This is a genomic window from Escherichia coli (assembly GCF_036503815.1).
In the GTDB taxonomy this organism is placed as follows: domain Bacteria; phylum Pseudomonadota; class Gammaproteobacteria; order Enterobacterales; family Enterobacteriaceae; genus Escherichia; species Escherichia coli_F.
This window is the reverse complement of record NZ_AP027764.1, coordinates 1,592,125-1,610,243: the sequence shown is the minus strand read 5'-3', so window position 1 is coordinate 1,610,243 and position 18,119 is coordinate 1,592,125. Positions and strand designations below refer to the sequence as shown.

The following is an 18,119-nucleotide window of genomic DNA, read 5'->3' as shown; positions in this document are numbered from 1 at the left end:
TTATATGCGTAATCAGGGGTCAATTACAAATCATCAAGGAAAGTTTTATCCAGTTGTTTGAAGGCACGCTTAAGCGTGTCAGCTAATGCCTGGTAATCAGGCTTGCCTTCAACGGGTGCCAACACCTGTCCAGACTCTTGCAATTTACCGCGAACTTCATAAAACCAGTTAAGGATTGCAGGAGGTAATGGCGTTACAGAACGCTTGCCCAGCCACCATAGTCCCTGCATGGGTAAACTTAAGGCGAACAGCGCAGTGGCAACTGCCGGGCCCAGTTGACCGCCCAGGGCAATCTGCCAGCAGAGAGTAAATACGGCGATTGGCGGCATAAAACGGATCGCATAGCGCGTCATCTTGATAACGCGATTTTCGACAAAGACTGGGGCAAGGCGTTTTTCCAGCGGCCACGTCTTTGAGTAATGCTGTCCCCGGCGAAACAAGCTAAAAAAATTAACAGAACGATTATCCGGCGTTGACATGCTTCACCTCAACTTCACATATAAAGATTCAAAAATTTGTGCAAATTCACAACTCAGCGGGACAACGTTCAAAACATTTTGTCTTCCATACCCACTATCAGGTATCCTTTAGCAGCCTGAAGGCCTAAGTAGTACATATTCATTGAGTCGTCAAATTCATATACATTATGCCATTGGCTGAAAATTACGCAAAATGGCATAGACTCAAGATATTTCTTCCATCATGCAAAAAAAATTTGCAGTGCATGATGTTAATCATAAATGTCAGTGTCATCATGCGCTACGCTCTATGGCTCCCTGACGTTTTTTTAGCCACGTATCAATTATAGGTACTTCCATGTCGAGTAAGTTAGTACTGGTTCTGAACTGCGGTAGTTCTTCACTGAAATTTGCAATCATCGATGCAGTGAATGGTGAAGAGTACCTTTCTGGTTTAGCCGAATGTTTCCACCTGCCCGAAGCACGTATCAAATGGAAAATGGACGGCAATAAACAGGAAGCGGCTTTAGGTGCAGGCGCCGCTCACAGCGAAGCGCTCAACTTTATCGTTAATACTATTCTGGCACAAAAACCAGAACTGTCTGCGCAGCTGACCGCTATCGGTCACCGTATCGTACACGGCGGCGAAAAGTATACCAGCTCCGTAGTGATCGATGAGTCTGTTATTCAGGGTATCAAAGATGCAGCTTCTTTTGCACCGCTGCACAACCCGGCTCACCTGATCGGTATCGAAGAAGCACTGAAATCTTTCCCTCAGCTGAAAGACAAAAACGTTGCTGTATTTGACACCGCGTTCCACCAGACTATGCCGGAAGAGTCTTACCTCTACGCCCTGCCGTACAACCTGTACAAAGAGCACGGCATCCGTCGTTACGGCGCGCACGGCACCAGCCACTTCTATGTAACCCAGGAAGCGGCAAAAATGCTGAACAAACCGGTAGAAGAGCTGAACATCATCACCTGCCACCTGGGTAACGGTGGTTCCGTTTCTGCTATCCGCAACGGTAAATGCGTTGACACCTCTATGGGTCTGACCCCGCTGGAAGGTCTGGTAATGGGTACTCGCTCTGGCGATATCGATCCTGCGATCATCTTCCACCTGCACGACACTCTGGGCATGAGCGTTGACGCAATCAACAAAATGCTGACCAAAGAGTCTGGCCTGCTGGGTCTGACCGAAGTCACCAGCGACTGCCGTTATGTTGAAGACAACTACGCGACAAAAGAAGACGCGAAGCGCGCAATGGACGTTTACTGCCACCGTCTGGCGAAATACATCGGTGCCTACACCGCGCTGATGGATGGTCGTCTGGACGCTGTTGTATTCACCGGTGGTATCGGTGAAAATGCCGCGATGGTTCGTGAACTGTCTCTGGGCAAACTGGGCGTGCTGGGCTTTGAAGTTGATCATGAGCGCAACCTGGCTGCACGTTTCGGCAAATCTGGTTTCATCAACAAAGAAGGCACCCGCCCTGCTGTTGTGATTCCGACCAACGAAGAGCTGGTTATCGCGCAAGACGCCTGCCGCTTGACCGCCTGATTCCACACCGCCAGCTCAGCTGGCGGTGCTGTTTTGTAACCCGCCAAACCGGCGGTAACGAAAGAGGATAAACCGTGTCCCGTATTATTATGCTGATCCCTACCGGAACCAGCGTCGGTCTGACCAGCGTCAGCCTTGGCGTGATCCGTGCAATGGAACGCAAAGGCGTTCGTCTGAGCGTTTTCAAACCTATCGCTCAGCCGCGTACCGGTGGCGATGCGCCCGATCAGACCACGACTATCGTGCGTGCGAACTCTTCCACCACGACAGCCGCTGAACCGCTGAAAATGAGCTACGTTGAAGGTCTGCTTTCCAGCAATCAGAAAGATGTGCTGATGGAAGAGATCGTCGCGAACTACCACGCTAACACCAAAGACGCTGAAGTCGTTCTGGTTGAAGGTCTGGTCCCGACACGTAAGCATCAGTTTGCCCAGTCTCTGAACTACGAAATCGCTAAAACGCTGAACGCGGAAATCGTCTTCGTTATGTCTCAGGGCACTGACACCCCGGAACAGCTGAAAGAGCGTATCGAACTGACTCGCAACAGCTTCGGTGGTGCAAAAAACACCAACATCACTGGCGTTATCGTTAACAAACTGAACGCACCGGTTGATGAACAGGGTCGTACTCGCCCGGATCTGTCCGAGATTTTCGACGACTCTTCCAAAGCAAAAGTAAACAATGTTGATCCGGCGAAGCTGCAAGAATCCAGCCCGCTGCCGGTTCTCGGCGCGGTGCCATGGAGCTTTGATCTGATCGCGACCCGTGCGATCGATATGGCTCGCCACCTGAACGCCACCATCATCAACGAAGGCGATATCAACACTCGTCGCGTGAAATCTGTCACTTTCTGCGCACGCAGCATTCCGCACATGCTGGAGCACTTCCGTGCCGGTTCTCTGCTGGTAACTTCCGCAGACCGTCCTGACGTACTGGTTGCAGCTTGCCTGGCTGCCATGAACGGCGTAGAAATCGGTGCCCTGCTGCTGACTGGCGGCTACGAAATGGACGCGCGCATTTCCAAACTGTGCGAACGTGCTTTCGCTACCGGCCTGCCGGTATTTATGGTGAATACCAACACCTGGCAGACTTCTCTGAGCCTGCAGAGCTTCAACCTCGAAGTTCCGGTTGACGATCACGAGCGTATCGAGAAAGTTCAGGAATACGTTGCTAACTACATCAACGCTGACTGGATTGACTCTCTGACTGCCACTTCCGAGCGCAGCCGTCGTCTGTCTCCGCCAGCGTTCCGTTATCAGCTGACCGAACTGGCGCGCAAAGCGGGCAAACGTATCGTGCTGCCGGAAGGTGACGAACCGCGTACCGTTAAAGCAGCCGCTATCTGTGCTGAACGTGGTATCGCAACTTGCGTACTGCTGGGTAACCCGGCTGAGATCAACCGCGTTGCAGCATCTCAGGGCGTAGAACTGGGTGCTGGCATTGAAATTGTCGATCCAGAAGTGGTTCGCGAAAGCTATGTTGGCCGCCTGGTTGAACTGCGTAAGAACAAAGGCATGACCGAAACCGTTGCCCGCGAACAGCTGGAAGACAACGTGGTTCTCGGTACGCTGATGCTGGAACAGGATGAAGTTGACGGTCTGGTTTCCGGTGCTGTTCACACCACCGCAAACACCATTCGTCCGCCGCTGCAGCTGATCAAAACTGCACCGGGTAGCTCCCTGGTATCTTCCGTGTTCTTCATGCTGCTGCCGGAACAGGTTTACGTTTACGGTGACTGTGCGATCAACCCGGATCCGACCGCAGAACAGCTGGCAGAAATCGCGATTCAGTCCGCTGATTCCGCCGCGGCCTTCGGTATCGAACCGCGCGTTGCAATGCTCTCCTACTCCACCGGTACTTCTGGTGCAGGTAGCGACGTAGAGAAAGTTCGCGAAGCAACTCGTCTGGCGCAGGAAAAACGTCCTGACCTGATGATCGACGGTCCGCTGCAGTACGACGCTGCGGTAATGGCTGACGTTGCGAAATCCAAAGCGCCGAATTCTCCGGTTGCTGGTCGCGCTACCGTGTTCATCTTCCCGGATCTGAACACCGGTAACACCACTTACAAAGCGGTACAACGTTCTGCCGATCTGATCTCCATCGGGCCGATGCTGCAGGGTATGCGCAAGCCGGTTAACGATCTGTCCCGTGGCGCACTGGTTGACGATATCGTCTACACCATCGCGCTGACTGCGATTCAGTCTGCACAGCAGCAGTAATCTCGTCATCATCCGCAGCTTTGCGCTGCGGATACCTGAACCGGAAATAGTCACTATTTCCGGTTTTTTATTCTCTTAAATTGCATTAATCCTTTCTGATTATCTTGCTTAACTGCGCTGCATCAATGAATTGCGCCATCTCACTTTGCATACTTACCACTTTGTTTTGTGCAAGGGAATATCTGCGCTATGTCCGCAATCACTGAATCCAAACCAACCAGAAGATGGGCAATGCCCGATACGCTGGTGATTATCTTTTTTGTTGCTATTTTAACCAGCCTTGCCACCTGGGTAGTTCCGGTGGGGATGTTTGACAGTCAGGAAGTGCAGTATCAGGTTGATGGTCAAACAAAAACACGCAAAGTCGTAGATCCGCACTCATTTCGCATTCTGACTAACGAGGCGGGCGAACCTGAGTATCACCGCGTGCAACTATTCTCGACGGGCGATGAACGCCCGGGCCTGATGAATTTCCCGTTTGAAGGATTAACCTCAGGATCGAAATACGGGACAGCCGTTGGCATCATCATGTTTATGCTGGTGATTGGCGGTGCGTTTGGCATCGTGATGCGTACAGGAACCATTGATAACGGCATCCTGGCACTTATTCGGCATACACGCGGGAATGAAATTCTCTTTATCCCTGCCTTGTTTATTCTCTTTTCACTTGGCGGCGCGGTATTTGGTATGGGGGAAGAGGCCGTCGCCTTTGCCATTATCATCGCACCGCTAATGGTCCGGCTGGGCTATGACAGTATTACCACCGTCCTGGTGACTTATATCGCCACGCAAATCGGTTTTGCCAGTTCGTGGATGAACCCGTTTTGTGTGGTTGTTGCTCAGGGGATCGCTGGTGTTCCGGTGCTTTCTGGCTCCGGTTTGCGCATCGTGGTATGGGTAATCTCTACTCTGATTGGTCTGGTCTTCACTATGGTGTACGCCTCGCGGGTGAAAAAGAATCCGCTGTTGTCACGCGTTCATGAGTCTGATCGTTTCTTCCGCGAAAAACAGGCGGATGTAGAACAGCGTCCATTTACCTTTGGTGACTGGCTGGTATTGATTGTTTTAACCGCCGTCATGATCTGGGTAATTTGGGGCGTTATCGTCAATGCCTGGTTTATTCCAGAAATAGCCAGCCAGTTCTTCACTATGGGGCTAGTTATTGGCATCATCGGCGTTGTTTTCCGCCTAAACGGTATGACGGTTAATACCATGGCTTCATCCTTCACCGAAGGGGCGCGAATGATGATCGCCCCTGCCCTACTGGTGGGTTTCGCCAAAGGGATTTTGTTGCTGGTCGGTAACGGTGAAGCGGGTGATGCCAGTGTGTTAAATACCATTCTAAACAGCATTGCCAATGCCATTAGCGGTCTGGATAACGCAGTTGCAGCCTGGTTTATGTTGCTCTTCCAGGCGGTATTTAATTTCTTCGTGACATCCGGTTCTGGTCAGGCGGCGTTAACCATGCCGTTACTGGCACCGCTTGGCGATCTGGTCGGTGTTAACCGTCAGGTTACCGTGCTGGCATTCCAGTTTGGTGATGGCTTCAGTCACATCATTTACCCGACCTCAGCTTCGTTAATGGCAACGCTCGGTGTTTGTCGGGTGGACTTCCGTAACTGGCTGAAGGTGGGCGCGACACTGCTTGGACTGCTGTTTATTATGTCCAGCGTCGTGGTTATCGGCGCTCAGTTGATGGGCTACCACTAAAAATGTTAAGAGCCGCAATTGCGGCTCTTTTTTCATTCTGCCGTTTCAGTCTCTACGGCTTCATTTTTGGCATTGCGCTTCATCCACAACGCCAGCGCTTTCAGCGAGTCTGGAGTGAACTCATCGCAGCGTGCGGTGATTTCTTCCGGCGTCAGCCAGCAAACTTCACTGACTTCATCTTCCTGTAGGGCGAAGGGACCGTGCGAGACACAACTGAACAACGCGCCCCAGACACGGCAATTTTTATCTTCGAAATAGAACTGCCCGTGCTCGGCAAAGGGGACACCGGCAATGCCCAACTCTTCTTCCGCTTCGCGACGCGCGGATTCCAGCAGTTGCTCATCGGCCTGGACCACACCGCCTGCGGTCGCATCTAACATGCCGGGTAAAAAGTCTTTTGTCTCGGTACGACGCTGGACCAGAATTTTGCCCATGCCATCATGCACGACGATGTAAGTTGCACGATGACGCAGACACTGTGCCCGCATTTGTTCCCGGCTGGCTTGTGCAATGACTTCATTCTCTTCATTGACAATATCCACCCATTCAGTACTTGCCAAACGACGCTGTTCCATTATCAGGAAACCTTCTTTTTCTGGCGCTCTTACGGCGCATTTTGAGTTGTGGGTAAATTACGGATTAATCGCGACCTGCGCAATGATACTTTGATCATTGAGTGCGATTACACTCAGTACGTCATTATCCAGCATGCCATAACTCGCCGGATTACCGCCTTTCGGAATACTCACCGAGCCGGGGTTGAAGTGGAATATCTCCCCCCGCTGTTCTGCCACTGGCAGATGGGTATGACCGTACACCAGCACATCGTTCTGGTTTAAAGCGGGCAGATTTTCCGGACCAAATAGATGACCATGCGTCAAAAACAGACGTTGTTTTTCCAGTAATACCTGTTGCCACGGCGCGGTTATCGGGAAATGCAGCAGCATTTGGTCCACTTCGCTGTCGCAGTTGCCGCGCACAGCGATAACCTTATGTGCCACTTCATTAAGCCGTTCAGCGACTTTGGCTGGCGCGTAACCCTCCGGTAAAGCATTACGCGGGCCGTGATTCAACACGTCGCCAAGGATCACCAGCCACTGGGCACCGCTTTGGGCAAACAATTCCAGAACACGTTCCGTCGCCGGTAACGACCCATGAATGTCCGATGCAAACATCAGTTTCATCACTCACTCCTCGTCGAAAAAACGTAAGCTATGATACTGGATTCTGCCGTTGCTATCAGCCAGATTGCTTCGCCGAAAGTGCAATAAAACGCTGGACAGACGCTCGCTGCCACTGGAATGTTGCATAATCCACCAGGCGTTCTGGCACCTCATCGCCATGTAGTACCAGGCGGTTAATCATTAGCGCCAGATCAGTATCAGCAATGCACCATTCACCAAATAAATTCGGCTGACCCAGTGCTAACAAATGTTCTGCCATCGCGAACAGTTTCTCTGCACTGGCTTTTCCCTGCGCCGTCAGTGGCGCTTTTTTCGCACCCGCAAAGACAACATCCGTCGGACGTTCTTCGCGGATGGGCATCAGATCGCTACGCAGCCAGGCCTGAATCTGTCGTGCACGCGCACGATTTTCTAAATCAAGCGGATAAATGCGTTCCCAGGTCGGTGGCGCAAATCGATCTTCCAGATACTCCGCAATGGCAGAAGATTCACTCAACTCAAAATCATCGATTTGTAATAACGGCACACGGCGTGTCTGACCGTAACCTTGCCACGTCGGCTGCAAATGTTCACCGCTGTCGAGGTCGATGGTCTTGATATGAAACGACAGGCCTTTTTCCTGCAACGCCACCCAGGCGGATAACACATAAGGGGAGAAAAAATGGGCATCTGACCAAAGCGTGATAGCGGGTTTACTCATTATGTCCTCGGCAATAAAGGGGGGGCTAACTATCAAACTATAGAGCCTTTTTGTCACTGTCACGTGACGAATACTCACGCAAGTCGCCGCGCTTTCTATACTTGTGGTGTTCAGATGATTAGACAACCGGAGCTGCAATGATCGATCTCTATTTCGCCCCGACGCCAAATGGTCACAAAATTACGTTGTTTCTCGAAGAGGCAGGACTGGATTATCGCTTGATTAAGGTAGACCTGGGGAAAGGTGGCCAGTTTCGCCCGGAATTTTTGCGCATTTCGCCTAACAACAAAATTCCGGCAATTGTTGATCATTCCCCAGCCGATGGCGGCGAACCGTTAAGCCTCTTTGAGTCCGGGGCCATATTGTTGTATCTGGCGGAGAAAACGGGACTCTTTTTAAGTCATGAAATGCGTGAACGCGCCACCACATTACAGTGGCTATTCTGGCAGGTAGGCGGGCTGGGGCCGATGCTTGGGCAAAATCATCATTTTAATCACGCTGCACCACAAACCATTCCTTACGCTATTGAACGTTATCAAGTTGAAACTCAGCGTCTGTATCACGTGCTGAACAAGCGGCTGGAAAACTCGCCCTGGTTGGGCGGAGAAAACTACAGCATTGCGGATATTGCCTGCTGGCCGTGGGTTAATGCCTGGACTCGCCAGCGCATTGACCTCGCAATGTATCCTGCAGTTAAGAACTGGCATGAGCGGATCCGTTCGCGCCCTGCCACCGGTCAGGCACTACTAAAAGCACAACTCAGTGATGAGCGTTCGGATAGTTAACAGAAACAGGTTCTCGTGTATTATTTAATTCTAAGTAAAACAACGGAGAACCTGCAATGGCACAACCTGCCGCTATTATTCGTATAAAGAACCTTCGTTTACGTACGTTTATCGGAATTAAGGAAGAAGAAATTAACAACCGTCAGGATATAGTTATCAACGTGACGATCCACTACCCCGCCGATAAAGCGCGCACCAGCGAAGATATCAACGATGCGCTGAATTATCGCACCATAACGAAAAACATTATTCAGCACGTAGAAAATAACCGTTTCTCTTTGCTGGAAAAATTAACTCAGGATGTGCTCGATATCGCACGTGAACATCACTGGGTGACGTATGCTGAAGTAGAGATCGATAAACTGCACGCGCTGCGCTACGCCGATTCGGTATCCATGACCTTAAGCTGGCAGCGTTAACCGCCATATCGGGAGGCTGCATGAACATAGTGATCACCGGAGGGACGGGATTAATTGGTCGCCATTTGATTCCGCGTTTGCTGGAGCTGGGCCATCAAATCACGGTAGTGACACGTAACCCGCAGAAAGCCAGTTCCGTTCTCGGCCCCCGGGTGACACTATGGCAAGGGCTTGCAGATCAAAGCAACCTCAATGGCGTTGATGCGGTAATCAACCTGGCTGGAGAACCGATTGCCGATAAACGCTGGACTCACGAGCAAAAAGATCGTCTCTGCCAAAGCCGCTGGAATATCACGCAAAAACTGGTCGATCTAATTAGTGCCAGCGACACGCCGCCGTCGGTACTCATTTCCGGTTCGGCAACGGGCTATTATGGCGACTTAGGTGAAGTGGTGGTTACTGAAGAGGAACCGCCGCATAACGAATTTACCCACAAACTCTGCGCTCGTTGGGAAGAGATTGCCTGTCGGGCGCAAAGCGACAAAACACGTGTGTGCCTGCTGCGTACCGGCGTGGTGCTTGCACCGGACGGCGGGATCCTCGGTAAAATGCTGCCGCCGTTTCGTCTTGGCCTGGGCGGGCCGATTGGCTCCGGTCGGCAGTATCTGGCCTGGATTCATATCGATGATATGGTCAACGGTATTCTCTGGCTGCTGGATAACGAGCTGCGCGGGCCGTTTAATATGGTTTCGCCCTACCCAGTACGCAATGAACAATTTGCCCATGCGCTCGGTCATGCTCTGCATCGTCCGGCCATTTTGCGCGTCCCTGCGACCGCCATCCGGCTGTTAATGGGCGAATCTTCAGTACTGGTATTAGGTGGACAACGGGCTTTGCCCAAAAGGCTGGAAGAAGCGGGTTTTGCGTTTCGCTGGTACGATTTAGAAGAGGCGCTGGCGGATGTTGTTCACTGATGTGGTGTACTGCAAACATCCGCCAGTTAATTCCCGGTGTTACAGGATTAGTGGCTTTGCGCGATTAGGTCGTCTGGTGAAAGTCGGGTCAGCGTCAGGATGACTTCGTGGTCAAATCCTTTTTCCAGCATCTCCTGAGCAATACGCAGAGCTTCTTCGTGTTTGCCCTGCATTGCGCCTTCTTCACGTAATCTGTCAGCAATGGTCATCAGTTTCTCCTTTTCTTGTGGTGCTCGTTCCGCTATCTCACCAATAAATGCACGGAAACGCTGGGCATCTCCCGTTTGTAATACGTAATTAAACAGGGCTTTTAGCTGTCTGTCATTAGTGTTCCCTGTAACTAGCAGCGAAACAATTTGGTCGACTAATCCCAACAGATCGCGCTGACGAATATGTTTCTGAATTAACTCCAACAGCGCCATTTTGCGATGTTGCATAATCTCGTCATCCGGCACCACGGTAATATCCACCAGCGGAAAAGCCGATGAATATATTTTGCGGGCTATAGCAGGCTCGGCAAATTCATCAAGTCAGCAGAGTGAATAAGGATAAGGACTTCTGCAACCATGATAAAACAGCATTGGGATCACCAATGGAAGCTCTTTATAGCCTGCATCCAGATGGTTTTGCATCGCCGCGATGGAATAGCGCATCATGCGAAAAGCCATTAATTCCTCCGGCTTACTTTGGTGCTCTATCACCACATAAATATAACCCGCTCCCTCCTGCGTTTTCACAGACCACAAGAGGTCGGAATAATATTGCCGCAGATCTTCATCAATAAAACTGTTTGGTTCCAGTTTGAGCGTCGTTAAATCACACAGTTTGCGCAGCGGCGCGGGAAGATGAATATCAATAAAATCCCGCGCGGTGTCTGGATGGCGTAAAAAAGATTTAAATACCGCATCATGCGGCGTGGAAGTTGTCGATATTGTCATGGCGTTCCGTCACCCCTCAAATTTAAGATGACGCGACAATAACCACGATTTACACCCAATGCAGCAGGCAGTTTTTATCTTTGGACAGCTAATTCAGAAGTATTTTTAGCGGACTGCAACTTTTACATTTCAGCGGAAGCGGACTCGCAAATTCCCCATGAAATACTCCGGCAGCGTTAGCCACCGGAGAGGGAATTATTTCAGCGATCCCTTAAGGAACTGTTGCAGACGAGGGCTTTGCGGGTTGCCAAATAACTGCTCCGGCGCGCCTTCTTCCTCTATTTTCCCCTGATGGAGAAAAATGACGTGAGTAGAAACATGGCGAGCAAAGCCCATTTCGTGAGTCACCACCACCATGGTTTTTCCCTCTTCTGCCAGTTGCTGCATAATACGCAGCACTTCGCCTACCAGTTCAGGATCGAGCGCCGAGGTGGGTTCATCAAACAGCAGAACTTCCGGTTCCATTGCCAGCGCCCGCGCGATAGAAACACGCTGTTGCTGACCACCGGACAGATGCACCGGGTATTTCCCCTGCGCACGTTCGTCTATCCCGACTTTCGCCAGATACTTCACCGCCCGCTCGCGCGCTTCCTGCTTGCTCAGGCCTAACACCTGAATCGGCGCTTCCATGACGTTTTCCAGCACCGTCATATGGCTCCAGAGATTGAAGTGCTGGAATACCATCGTCAGGCGTGTGCGCAGTAAGCGCAGCTGATTTTTATCGGCGACTTTGAGTTGACCGTCTTTATCGCGCACCAGATTGATCGTCTGGCCGTTAACGACGATCGATCCTTCACTCGGTTTTTCGAGGAAGTTAATGCAGCGCAGAAAGGTACTTTTCCCCGATCCCGACGATCCGATGATACTTATGACATCACCGGCATTCGCTTGCAGTGAGACCCCTTTCAGCACTTCGTGTTCGCCGTAGCGTTTGTGCAAATCGATAACGTTTAATTTATTCTCGGACATCGTATTCTCAGTGCGTTGAAGAAGGTTTCACATGCTGCAACCAGCGTTTTTCCGCTTTGCGGAACAGACTGATCAGGACATAAGAGATGATTAAATAGAGCACCGCGGCGATACCGAAAGCGGTAAAAGGTTGATACGTGGCGGCGTTAATATCACGGGCTATTTTCAGCAGATCCGGCACCGTGGCCGTAAACGCCAGCGCAGTAGAGTGCAGCATCAGGATTACTTCATTACTGTAGGCAGGTAACGCAATACGCAGCGCTGAAGGCAAAATAATGCAGCGATACATTTTAAAGGTCGAAAAGCCATAGGCTCTGGCGGCTTCAATTTCTCCGTGCGGTACCGAACGGATTGCTCCGGCAAAAATCTCGGTGGTGTAAGCACAGGTGTTAAGCGTCAGCGCCAGCACAGTACAATTCAGGCCACTGCGGAAAAAGGCGTTAAGGAACTCGGTTCCCTTAACAATCTCCAGCGTGTACATGCCGGAATAGAACACCAGCAATTGAACATACAGCGGTGTACCGCGAAAAATATAGGTAAATAACCAGATTGGAAACTGGATGTATTTATTGCTGGAGACGCGACCAATCGCCAGAAACAGCGCCAGAACTCCGCCTATCACTACCGACAAAATCAGCAGCCACAGGGTGATTGCCACGCCAGTAAAGCGATAACCGTCAGTCCACAGCAGCGGTTTCCAGTATTCATGTAAGATTTCGATCACAGGTCAGCCCTCTTCACACCCACGGAGTAGCGGCGCTCAAGGAACAGCAGCACACCATTGGAAACGGTGGTGAAAACCAGGTAAATCACACCACAAACAATGGCGAAATAGAACGGTTCCCAGGTACTTTTGCCTGCCAGTTGGGTGGCTTTGACCACATCTTCCAGGCCGAGTAACGAAACCAAAGCGGTAGATTTGAGGATCACCTGCCAGTTGTTGCCAATGCCTGGCAGGGCGTAACGCATCATCGCCGGAAACATAATCCGCCGAAACACTTGCCCACGAGTAAAACCGAACGCCGTCGCCGCCTCTATATGCCCTTTCGGCACAGCCATAAACGCGCCACGGAACGTTTCGGTAAAATAAGCACCGTAGATAAAACCGAGAGTAATAATACCAGCGACCATCGGATCGATATCAATCTGCCCGACGCCCATCGCCTCCGTCACCGTGTTTAGTGCAATCTGCAAACCGTAGAAAATCAGCAGCATCAACACCAAGTCCGGCACGCCACGAATCAGCGTGGTGTAGCCTTCGAAAATAAGGCCCGAAAGCCGATTTTGCGAGAGCTTACCGCCAGCGCCAATTAAACCGATGATTACAGCGAGCACTACAGAGCTGATCGCCAGCTCCAGCGTGACGAGCGCACCCTGTAAAATAACACCTGAAAACCCATACAACATGCTGCCTGTCCTGTCGTGTGTGGTGAATTACCGCCTCTTGTCTCCCTCCGGTTACCAGAAGGGAGCGGGCTTTCTTTCACCGATGGCGATTAACCACCATAAACATCAAAATCGAAGTACTTTTTCGCTAATTTCTCGTAAGTACCGTCAGCGCGCATTTCGGCAAAGGCTTTGTTCAGTGCCTCGCGCAATTCGTTATCTTCTTTACGCAGACCCATGCCGGTACCTACGCCAAACAGTTTTTCATCTTTAACAGACGGGCCACCGAATTTGTAATCTTTACCAACGGGTTGTTTGAGGAAACCTTCGCTGGCGGCGACCTCATCCTGGAATGCGGCATCAATACGTCCGGCAGTCAGGTCAGAATAAATGTTGTCCTGCCCCTGATAAGAGACGATTTCAATGCCTTTTGGTGCCCAGTGTTCGTTACCGAACGTCTCCTGGGTGGTGCCCTGCAATACGCCTACGCGTTTGCCTTTCAGCGACTCGACTGTCGGCTGAATGTCGGAATTTTTCGCCACTACCAGACGAGAGTCGGCAGCGTACAGTTTGTCGGTGAAGGCAATTTCCTGCTGACGTTTTTCCGTAATGGAAAGCGATGACATGATGGCGTCAATCTTCTTCGCTTTTAAGGACGGGATTAACGCATCCAGCGGGTTTTCGACAAACGTACATTGCGTATTGATGCGTTTGCACAATTCCTTCGCCAGATCGATGTCGAAGCCAACCAGTTCACCTTGTGAATTTTTTGATTCAAATGGCGCATAGGTCGGATCGGTACCGATGCGGATGTTTTGCGGAATCGCAGCAAACGCCGCCGTTGCGCTGGAGAAGGCCAGAACCAGAGAGAGCGATAGCACCAGTTTTTTCATAATGTCCTCAACTGACAGTCTTTTTATAGGGAATATTTACAGGTTTGTTACACTTATCGTGCCATAAAATTGACCATCAAGGCAAAATATCCCGCCCCGTTAGACGTATTATTTTTCATTAAAAATGCTTAAGTATGCATTTTAATGCACCACGATAGTGCAACAAACCTGGCGTGCACCATGATCATTCCATCAGGTACAGCTTCCCTGCGACGTATCAGTCACCGTAGACATTAAAGTCGAAATACTTTTTCGCCATCTTGTCGTAGGTGCCGTCCTGACGCAGCTCGCCAAGCGCCTTATTAAACGCAGCCGTCAGTTCAGCATCATCTTTACGTAGCCCGACACCGGTGCCGTCACCGAAGTATTTTTTGTCTTTCACTGAAGGGCCTGCAAAAGCGAAATCTTTACCGGCAGGTTGCTTGAGGAAACCTTCGCTGGCAGCAACCTCATCTTGCAGAGCGGCATCCAGGCGTCCTGCAGCCAGATCGGAATAGACCAAATCCTGGTTAGCATAGGCCACCACATCGACACCCTTACTGCGCCAGTTATCATTGGCATACGCTTCCTGGGTTGATCCCTGCAGCACACCCACATGTTTACCTTTCAGTGAATCCAGCGTTGGCTGAATCGGTGAACCTTTGGCAGCAATCAGACGAGAGTCTGCGGCGTACAGTTTGTCGGAGAAGGCAATCTCCTGCTGACGTTTATCGGTAATGGAAAGCGACGAAATAATGGCGTCGATCTTTTTCGCTTTCAGTGAGGGGATCAGCGCGTCAAAGTCACTGGCAACCCAAGTACATTTCACCTGCATCCGTTTGCACATCTCGTTACCGAGATCGATATCAAAGCCAACAAAGTCACCTTTGGCATCTTTCGATGAGAACGGTGCATAGGTGGTATCCGTTCCGATACGTACCGTCTCCGGCATCGCCGCGTAGCTGGAAGCTGCTGCGGAAATCCCGACTAACAAAGACAGAGCGAGAATCGACTTCTTCATACATAACCCTCAAGTGAAATGGCTTTTTTATGTTGTGTATTGTGTTGTGTGTTTGCAGGCTCGTTCATGCAGGTCTTATGCCATCTTGACGACAACAGTAACATTCAACGTTAAATATGTTAATAAGACGTTGCATTATTGTCCTGAAGTTGAAGATAGCAGGTATGGCGGTTGGATCGCAGCGTTTAGATTGAATGGCAGGAACAAAATGTTGAGGATTTGATCGCGGTTGCAAAATTGCCCTGAAACAGGGCAACAGTGGAGTTATGCGCCCTGCCAGCGGGCAAAGAGATCTTCGGGTAGATTTATCGCAAACTGGTCAAGAACACGGTTAACCGTCTGATTTATCACATCATCAAGGGATTGCGGGCGATGATAAAACGCCGGAACGGGAGGCATAATTACCGCACCGATTTCCGCCGCCTGAGTCATTAAACGCAGATGGCCTAAGTGCAATGGTGTTTCACGTACGCAGAGCACCAGCGGGCGACGCTCTTTCAGCACCACATCTGCCGCACGGGTCAGTAAGCCATCCGTATAGCTATGCACAATGCCGGACAGGGTTTTGATTGAACAGGGTAAAATCACCATCCCCAACGTCTGGAAAGAACCAGAAGAGATGCTGGCGGCAATATCGCGCGCATCGTGCGTGACATCGGCTAATGCCTGCACATCACGCAGGGAGAAATCCGTTTCAAGGGATAAGGTCTGGCGCGCCGCCTGGCTCATTACCAGATGCGTTTCGATATCTGTGACATCGCGCAGAACCTGTAATAATCGTACGCCATAAATCGCGCCGCTGGCACCGCTGATGCCCACAATGAGTCGTTTCATAAATAGTTGCCCTGTCAGACTTGCAGGCAGACTTTGCAGGATTTCGGCGGGAGTTGCAAGTCAGGGTGCCAGACCGGCACCCTGAGCGAAGGCATCATCCTTCGTTATGCATTTCGAGATTTTCCACTTCGTTCTGACGTTGCACGGCTTTAGCGTCGTCATTACGTAAAGTATCAAGGAAATCGAGGTAGCCCTGATCAACATCTTTGGTGACGTAAACGCCGTTGAACACCGAGCATTCAAACTGCTGGATATCCGGGTTTTCAGCGCGAACGGCTTCGATCAAATCGTTGAGGTCCTGGAAAATCAACCCGTCAGCACCGATGATCTGGCGAATTTCATCTACTTCGCGACCGTGGGCGATAAGCTCCGTGGCGCTTGGCATATCAATCCCGTAAACGTTCGGGAAGCGAATTTCCGGTGCCGCAGAAGCGAGGTAAACTTTCTTCGCTCCGGCTTCACGCGCCATCTCGATAATCTGCTCAGAAGTGGTACCACGCACGATGGAGTCATCGACCAGCAGGACGTTTTTATCGCGGAATTCAGCGCGGTTGGCGTTCAGTTTACGGCGCACGGACTTACGACGCAGCTGCTGGCCCGGCATGATAAACGTGCGGCCAACATAGCGGTTTTTCACAAAGCCCTGGCGGTACGGTTTGCCCAGAATACGGGCGATTTCCAGCGCGATATCACAAGAGGTTTCCGGAATTGGGATCACCACGTCGATATCCAGATCTTCCCATTCGCGAGCAATTTTCTCGCCCAGCTTGGTGCCCATATTCACACGCGCGCTGTAAACGGAAATTTTGTCGATGAACGAGTCTGGTCGGGCAAAGTAAACATACTCGAACAGGCATGGATTGCTGACCGGGTTGTCAGCGCACTGGCGGGTAAACAGCTGCCCTTCTTCAGTGATGTAAATCGCCTCGCCTGGGGCGACATCACGCAGGAACTCAAAGCCCAGGGTATCGAGCGCAACGCTTTCGGAAGCGACCATATATTCTGTGCGATTGTCGTCGATATCACGTTTCCCCAGTACCAGCGGACGAATACCGTTAGGATCGCGGAAAGCCACCATACCGTGGCCGATAATCATCGCCACACAGGCATACGCGCCGCGGATTAAGCGGTTTGTAGCAGCAATGGCGGCGAATATGTTGTCGGCTTCCAGCGGGTAGTGGCGGAAGTTGTCCAGCTCGCTGGCGAAGATATTAAGCAGAATTTCCGAGTCGGAGGTGGTGTTGATGTGGCGGCGTTTTTCTTCAAACAGTTTTTTACGCAACTCGTGAGCGTTGGTCAGATTGCCGTTGTGGGCAAGCGTGATGCCATACGGGGAGTTAACGTAAAACGGCTGCGCTTCAGAGGCGCTGGAGCTACCAGCCGTGGGGTAACGCACATGACCAATGCCCATATTGCCCTGCAAACGCTGCATATGGCGAGCTTCGAAGACATCGCTCACCAGCCCGTTCGCTTTACGCAAACGGAAGCAGTTATTAGCATCAATGGTGATGATGCCGGCGGCATCCTGACCGCGATGCTGAAGCACCGTTAAGGCATCATAAATCGACTGGTTAACCGGCATAACACCGGCGATACCGACAATACCGCACATACGTCTTTTTCCTCGTTAAGCCACATCTCAGAGCACTTACGCTCTGGGCAAGAAACTTGACGAGCTTTGCAGATAATCAAAAAACCATCTGATGATAAAACTGAACTGCGGGATCAGCTGTGATTTGCTCCAGTCTTCGCTTTTCGACACCCCGGTAAAGGAGTCGAGAAAGAAGAGAATGGCAGCAACAATCAACACACCGCGCAACGCACCGAAACAGACGCCCAGCACCCGATCGGTGCCCGTCAGGTGGGTTTTCTCAACCAACTGACCTATCACGAAGTTCACGATAGCGCCAACGATCAGTGTCGCGATAAACAGTACCGCGATGGCAATCCCATTTCGAACCAGTTCGTCTTCAAAGCCCGTAAACCAGACTGACAGGTAAGTGTAGTAATGACTGGCGACAAAGAAAGCACAACCCCATGTCACCAGCGATAACGTTTCACGAACAAAGCCGCGGATCAGGCTAACCAGAGAGGAAAAAGCAATCACCGCGATTATGGCGTAATCAATCCAGACCATATGTGTCCCACG

18 protein-coding genes and 1 pseudogene are annotated in these 18,119 nt (G+C 51.0%); 6 read left to right on the top strand and 13 right to left on the bottom strand.

What is annotated here, in order from left to right; all coding sequences use genetic code 11:
- Nucleotides 1–23: 23 nt before the first annotated feature.
- On the bottom strand, nt 24–479 hold the full coding sequence (gene yfbV / locus AABJ99_RS07750; RefSeq protein ID WP_000106627.1) for a terminus macrodomain insulation protein YfbV: 456 nt from the start codon (nt 477–479) through the stop codon (nt 24–26).
- A gap of 337 nt (nt 480–816) precedes the next feature.
- Between yfbV and ackA the strand changes: the two genes are divergently transcribed.
- The 3 genes from ackA to yfcC all read left to right on the top strand — a co-directional run bounded on the left by ackA (nt 817) and on the right by yfcC (nt 5,948).
- Nucleotides 817–2,019: an acetate kinase gene (ackA, locus tag AABJ99_RS07745; protein WP_000095712.1), complete on the top strand. Its 1,203-nt coding sequence runs from the start codon at nt 817–819 to the stop codon at nt 2,017–2,019.
- Between the two features lie 74 nt (nt 2,020–2,093).
- Complete coding sequence (gene pta / locus AABJ99_RS07740; protein WP_000086716.1) at nt 2,094–4,238, top strand: phosphate acetyltransferase; 2,145 nt, start codon at nt 2,094–2,096, stop codon at nt 4,236–4,238.
- 189 nt (nt 4,239–4,427) lie between these two features.
- Nucleotides 4,428–5,948, top strand: a complete 1,521-nt coding sequence (yfcC, locus tag AABJ99_RS07735; protein ID WP_001274485.1) for a putative basic amino acid antiporter YfcC — start codon at nt 4,428–4,430, stop codon at nt 5,946–5,948.
- Between the two features lie 32 nt (nt 5,949–5,980).
- On the opposite strand, the gene yfcD is transcribed toward yfcC, so the two are convergent.
- Genes yfcD through yfcF form a run of 3 tightly spaced genes read right to left on the bottom strand, consistent with a single transcriptional unit; the run spans nt 5,981 to nt 7,832 of the window.
- Nucleotides 5,981–6,523, bottom strand: coding sequence for an NUDIX hydrolase YfcD (yfcD, locus tag AABJ99_RS07730; protein ID WP_000437935.1), 543 nt, complete (start codon nt 6,521–6,523; stop codon nt 5,981–5,983).
- 57 nt (nt 6,524–6,580) lie between these two features.
- Nucleotides 6,581–7,132: a phosphodiesterase gene (gene yfcE / locus AABJ99_RS07725; protein WP_000772452.1), complete on the bottom strand. Its 552-nt coding sequence runs from the start codon at nt 7,130–7,132 to the stop codon at nt 6,581–6,583.
- Between the two features lie 55 nt (nt 7,133–7,187).
- On the bottom strand, nt 7,188–7,832 hold the full coding sequence (gene yfcF / locus AABJ99_RS07720) for a glutathione transferase (protein ID WP_032303444.1): 645 nt from the start codon (nt 7,830–7,832) through the stop codon (nt 7,188–7,190).
- Nucleotides 7,833–7,969: 137 nt separating this feature from the next.
- On the opposite strand from yfcF, the gene yfcG reads away from it, so the two are divergent.
- The 3 genes from yfcG to yfcH are packed head-to-tail and all read left to right on the top strand — an operon-like array spanning nt 7,970 to nt 9,950.
- Complete coding sequence (gene yfcG / locus AABJ99_RS07715) at nt 7,970–8,617, top strand: GSH-dependent disulfide bond oxidoreductase (RefSeq protein ID WP_000566496.1); 648 nt, start codon at nt 7,970–7,972, stop codon at nt 8,615–8,617.
- 56 nt (nt 8,618–8,673) lie between these two features.
- A complete protein-coding gene (gene folX / locus AABJ99_RS07710; protein ID WP_039021419.1) occupies nt 8,674–9,036 on the top strand; it encodes a dihydroneopterin triphosphate 2'-epimerase in 363 nt (120 codons plus the stop codon).
- Between the two features lie 20 nt (nt 9,037–9,056).
- Entirely contained in the window at nt 9,057–9,950 is an 894-nt protein-coding gene (gene yfcH, locus AABJ99_RS07705) for a TIGR01777 family oxidoreductase (protein WP_039021418.1), read from the top strand.
- A gap of 47 nt (nt 9,951–9,997) precedes the next feature.
- Here yfcH and rpnB read toward each other — a convergent pair.
- The 9 genes and pseudogenes from rpnB to cvpA form a co-directional block, all read right to left on the bottom strand.
- Nucleotides 9,998–10,888 (bottom strand): annotated as a pseudogene (rpnB, locus tag AABJ99_RS07700) (recombination-promoting nuclease RpnB).
- A 195-nt stretch (nt 10,889–11,083) separates the two neighbouring features.
- Nucleotides 11,084–11,857, bottom strand: a complete 774-nt coding sequence (hisP, locus tag AABJ99_RS07695) for a histidine ABC transporter ATP-binding protein HisP (protein ID WP_001293612.1) — start codon at nt 11,855–11,857, stop codon at nt 11,084–11,086.
- A gap of 7 nt (nt 11,858–11,864) precedes the next feature.
- Nucleotides 11,865–12,581 (bottom strand): ABC transporter permease, encoded by a 717-nt coding sequence (gene hisM, locus AABJ99_RS07690; protein WP_000569957.1) that lies wholly within the window; start codon nt 12,579–12,581, stop codon nt 11,865–11,867.
- On the bottom strand, nt 12,578–13,264 hold the full coding sequence (gene hisQ / locus AABJ99_RS07685) for a histidine ABC transporter permease HisQ (protein WP_000965518.1): 687 nt from the start codon (nt 13,262–13,264) through the stop codon (nt 12,578–12,580). Before hisQ ends, hisM begins: the two co-directional genes overlap by 4 nt.
- Nucleotides 13,265–13,353: 89 nt before the next feature.
- Nucleotides 13,354–14,136, bottom strand: coding sequence for a histidine ABC transporter substrate-binding protein HisJ (gene hisJ / locus AABJ99_RS07680; protein WP_000737621.1), 783 nt, complete (start codon nt 14,134–14,136; stop codon nt 13,354–13,356).
- A gap of 217 nt (nt 14,137–14,353) precedes the next feature.
- Nucleotides 14,354–15,136, bottom strand: coding sequence for a lysine/arginine/ornithine ABC transporter substrate-binding protein ArgT (argT, locus tag AABJ99_RS07675; protein ID WP_039020357.1), 783 nt, complete (start codon nt 15,134–15,136; stop codon nt 14,354–14,356).
- A 264-nt stretch (nt 15,137–15,400) separates the two neighbouring features.
- On the bottom strand, nt 15,401–15,970 hold the full coding sequence (gene ubiX, locus AABJ99_RS07670; protein ID WP_000825697.1) for a flavin prenyltransferase UbiX: 570 nt from the start codon (nt 15,968–15,970) through the stop codon (nt 15,401–15,403).
- Nucleotides 15,971–16,064: 94 nt separating this feature from the next.
- Entirely contained in the window at nt 16,065–17,582 is a 1,518-nt protein-coding gene (gene purF, locus AABJ99_RS07665; RefSeq protein ID WP_000334213.1) for an amidophosphoribosyltransferase, read from the bottom strand.
- A 36-nt stretch (nt 17,583–17,618) separates the two neighbouring features.
- Entirely contained in the window at nt 17,619–18,107 is a 489-nt protein-coding gene (gene cvpA / locus AABJ99_RS07660) for a colicin V production protein (RefSeq protein WP_032184707.1), read from the bottom strand.
- Between the last annotated feature and the right edge of the window lie 12 nt (nt 18,108–18,119).

What these genes read in the sequence shown, in the direction of transcription:
- yfbV (WP_000106627.1), bottom strand. Translation starts at nt 479, where the DNA reads ATGTCAACGCCGGATAATCGTTCTGTTAATTTTTTTAGCTTGTTTCGC.
- ackA (WP_000095712.1), top strand. Translation starts at nt 817, where the DNA reads ATGTCGAGTAAGTTAGTACTGGTTCTGAACTGCGGTAGTTCTTCACTG.
- yfcC (WP_001274485.1), top strand. Translation starts at nt 4,428, where the DNA reads ATGTCCGCAATCACTGAATCCAAACCAACCAGAAGATGGGCAATGCCC.
- yfcD (WP_000437935.1), bottom strand. Translation starts at nt 6,523, where the DNA reads ATGGAACAGCGTCGTTTGGCAAGTACTGAATGGGTGGATATTGTCAAT.
- yfcE (WP_000772452.1), bottom strand. Translation starts at nt 7,132, where the DNA reads ATGAAACTGATGTTTGCATCGGACATTCATGGGTCGTTACCGGCGACG.
- yfcF (WP_032303444.1), bottom strand. Translation starts at nt 7,832, where the DNA reads ATGAGTAAACCCGCTATCACGCTTTGGTCAGATGCCCATTTTTTCTCC.
- yfcG (WP_000566496.1), top strand. Translation starts at nt 7,970, where the DNA reads ATGATCGATCTCTATTTCGCCCCGACGCCAAATGGTCACAAAATTACG.
- folX (WP_039021419.1), top strand. Translation starts at nt 8,674, where the DNA reads ATGGCACAACCTGCCGCTATTATTCGTATAAAGAACCTTCGTTTACGT.
- yfcH (WP_039021418.1), top strand. Translation starts at nt 9,057, where the DNA reads ATGAACATAGTGATCACCGGAGGGACGGGATTAATTGGTCGCCATTTG.
- hisP (WP_001293612.1), bottom strand. Translation starts at nt 11,857, where the DNA reads ATGTCCGAGAATAAATTAAACGTTATCGATTTGCACAAACGCTACGGC.
- hisQ (WP_000965518.1), bottom strand. Translation starts at nt 13,264, where the DNA reads ATGTTGTATGGGTTTTCAGGTGTTATTTTACAGGGTGCGCTCGTCACG.
- hisJ (WP_000737621.1), bottom strand. Translation starts at nt 14,136, where the DNA reads ATGAAAAAACTGGTGCTATCGCTCTCTCTGGTTCTGGCCTTCTCCAGC.
- argT (WP_039020357.1), bottom strand. Translation starts at nt 15,136, where the DNA reads ATGAAGAAGTCGATTCTCGCTCTGTCTTTGTTAGTCGGGATTTCCGCA.
- ubiX (WP_000825697.1), bottom strand. Translation starts at nt 15,970, where the DNA reads ATGAAACGACTCATTGTGGGCATCAGCGGTGCCAGCGGCGCGATTTAT.
- purF (WP_000334213.1), bottom strand. Translation starts at nt 17,582, where the DNA reads ATGTGCGGTATTGTCGGTATCGCCGGTGTTATGCCGGTTAACCAGTCG.
- cvpA (WP_032184707.1), bottom strand. Translation starts at nt 18,107, where the DNA reads ATGGTCTGGATTGATTACGCCATAATCGCGGTGATTGCTTTTTCCTCT.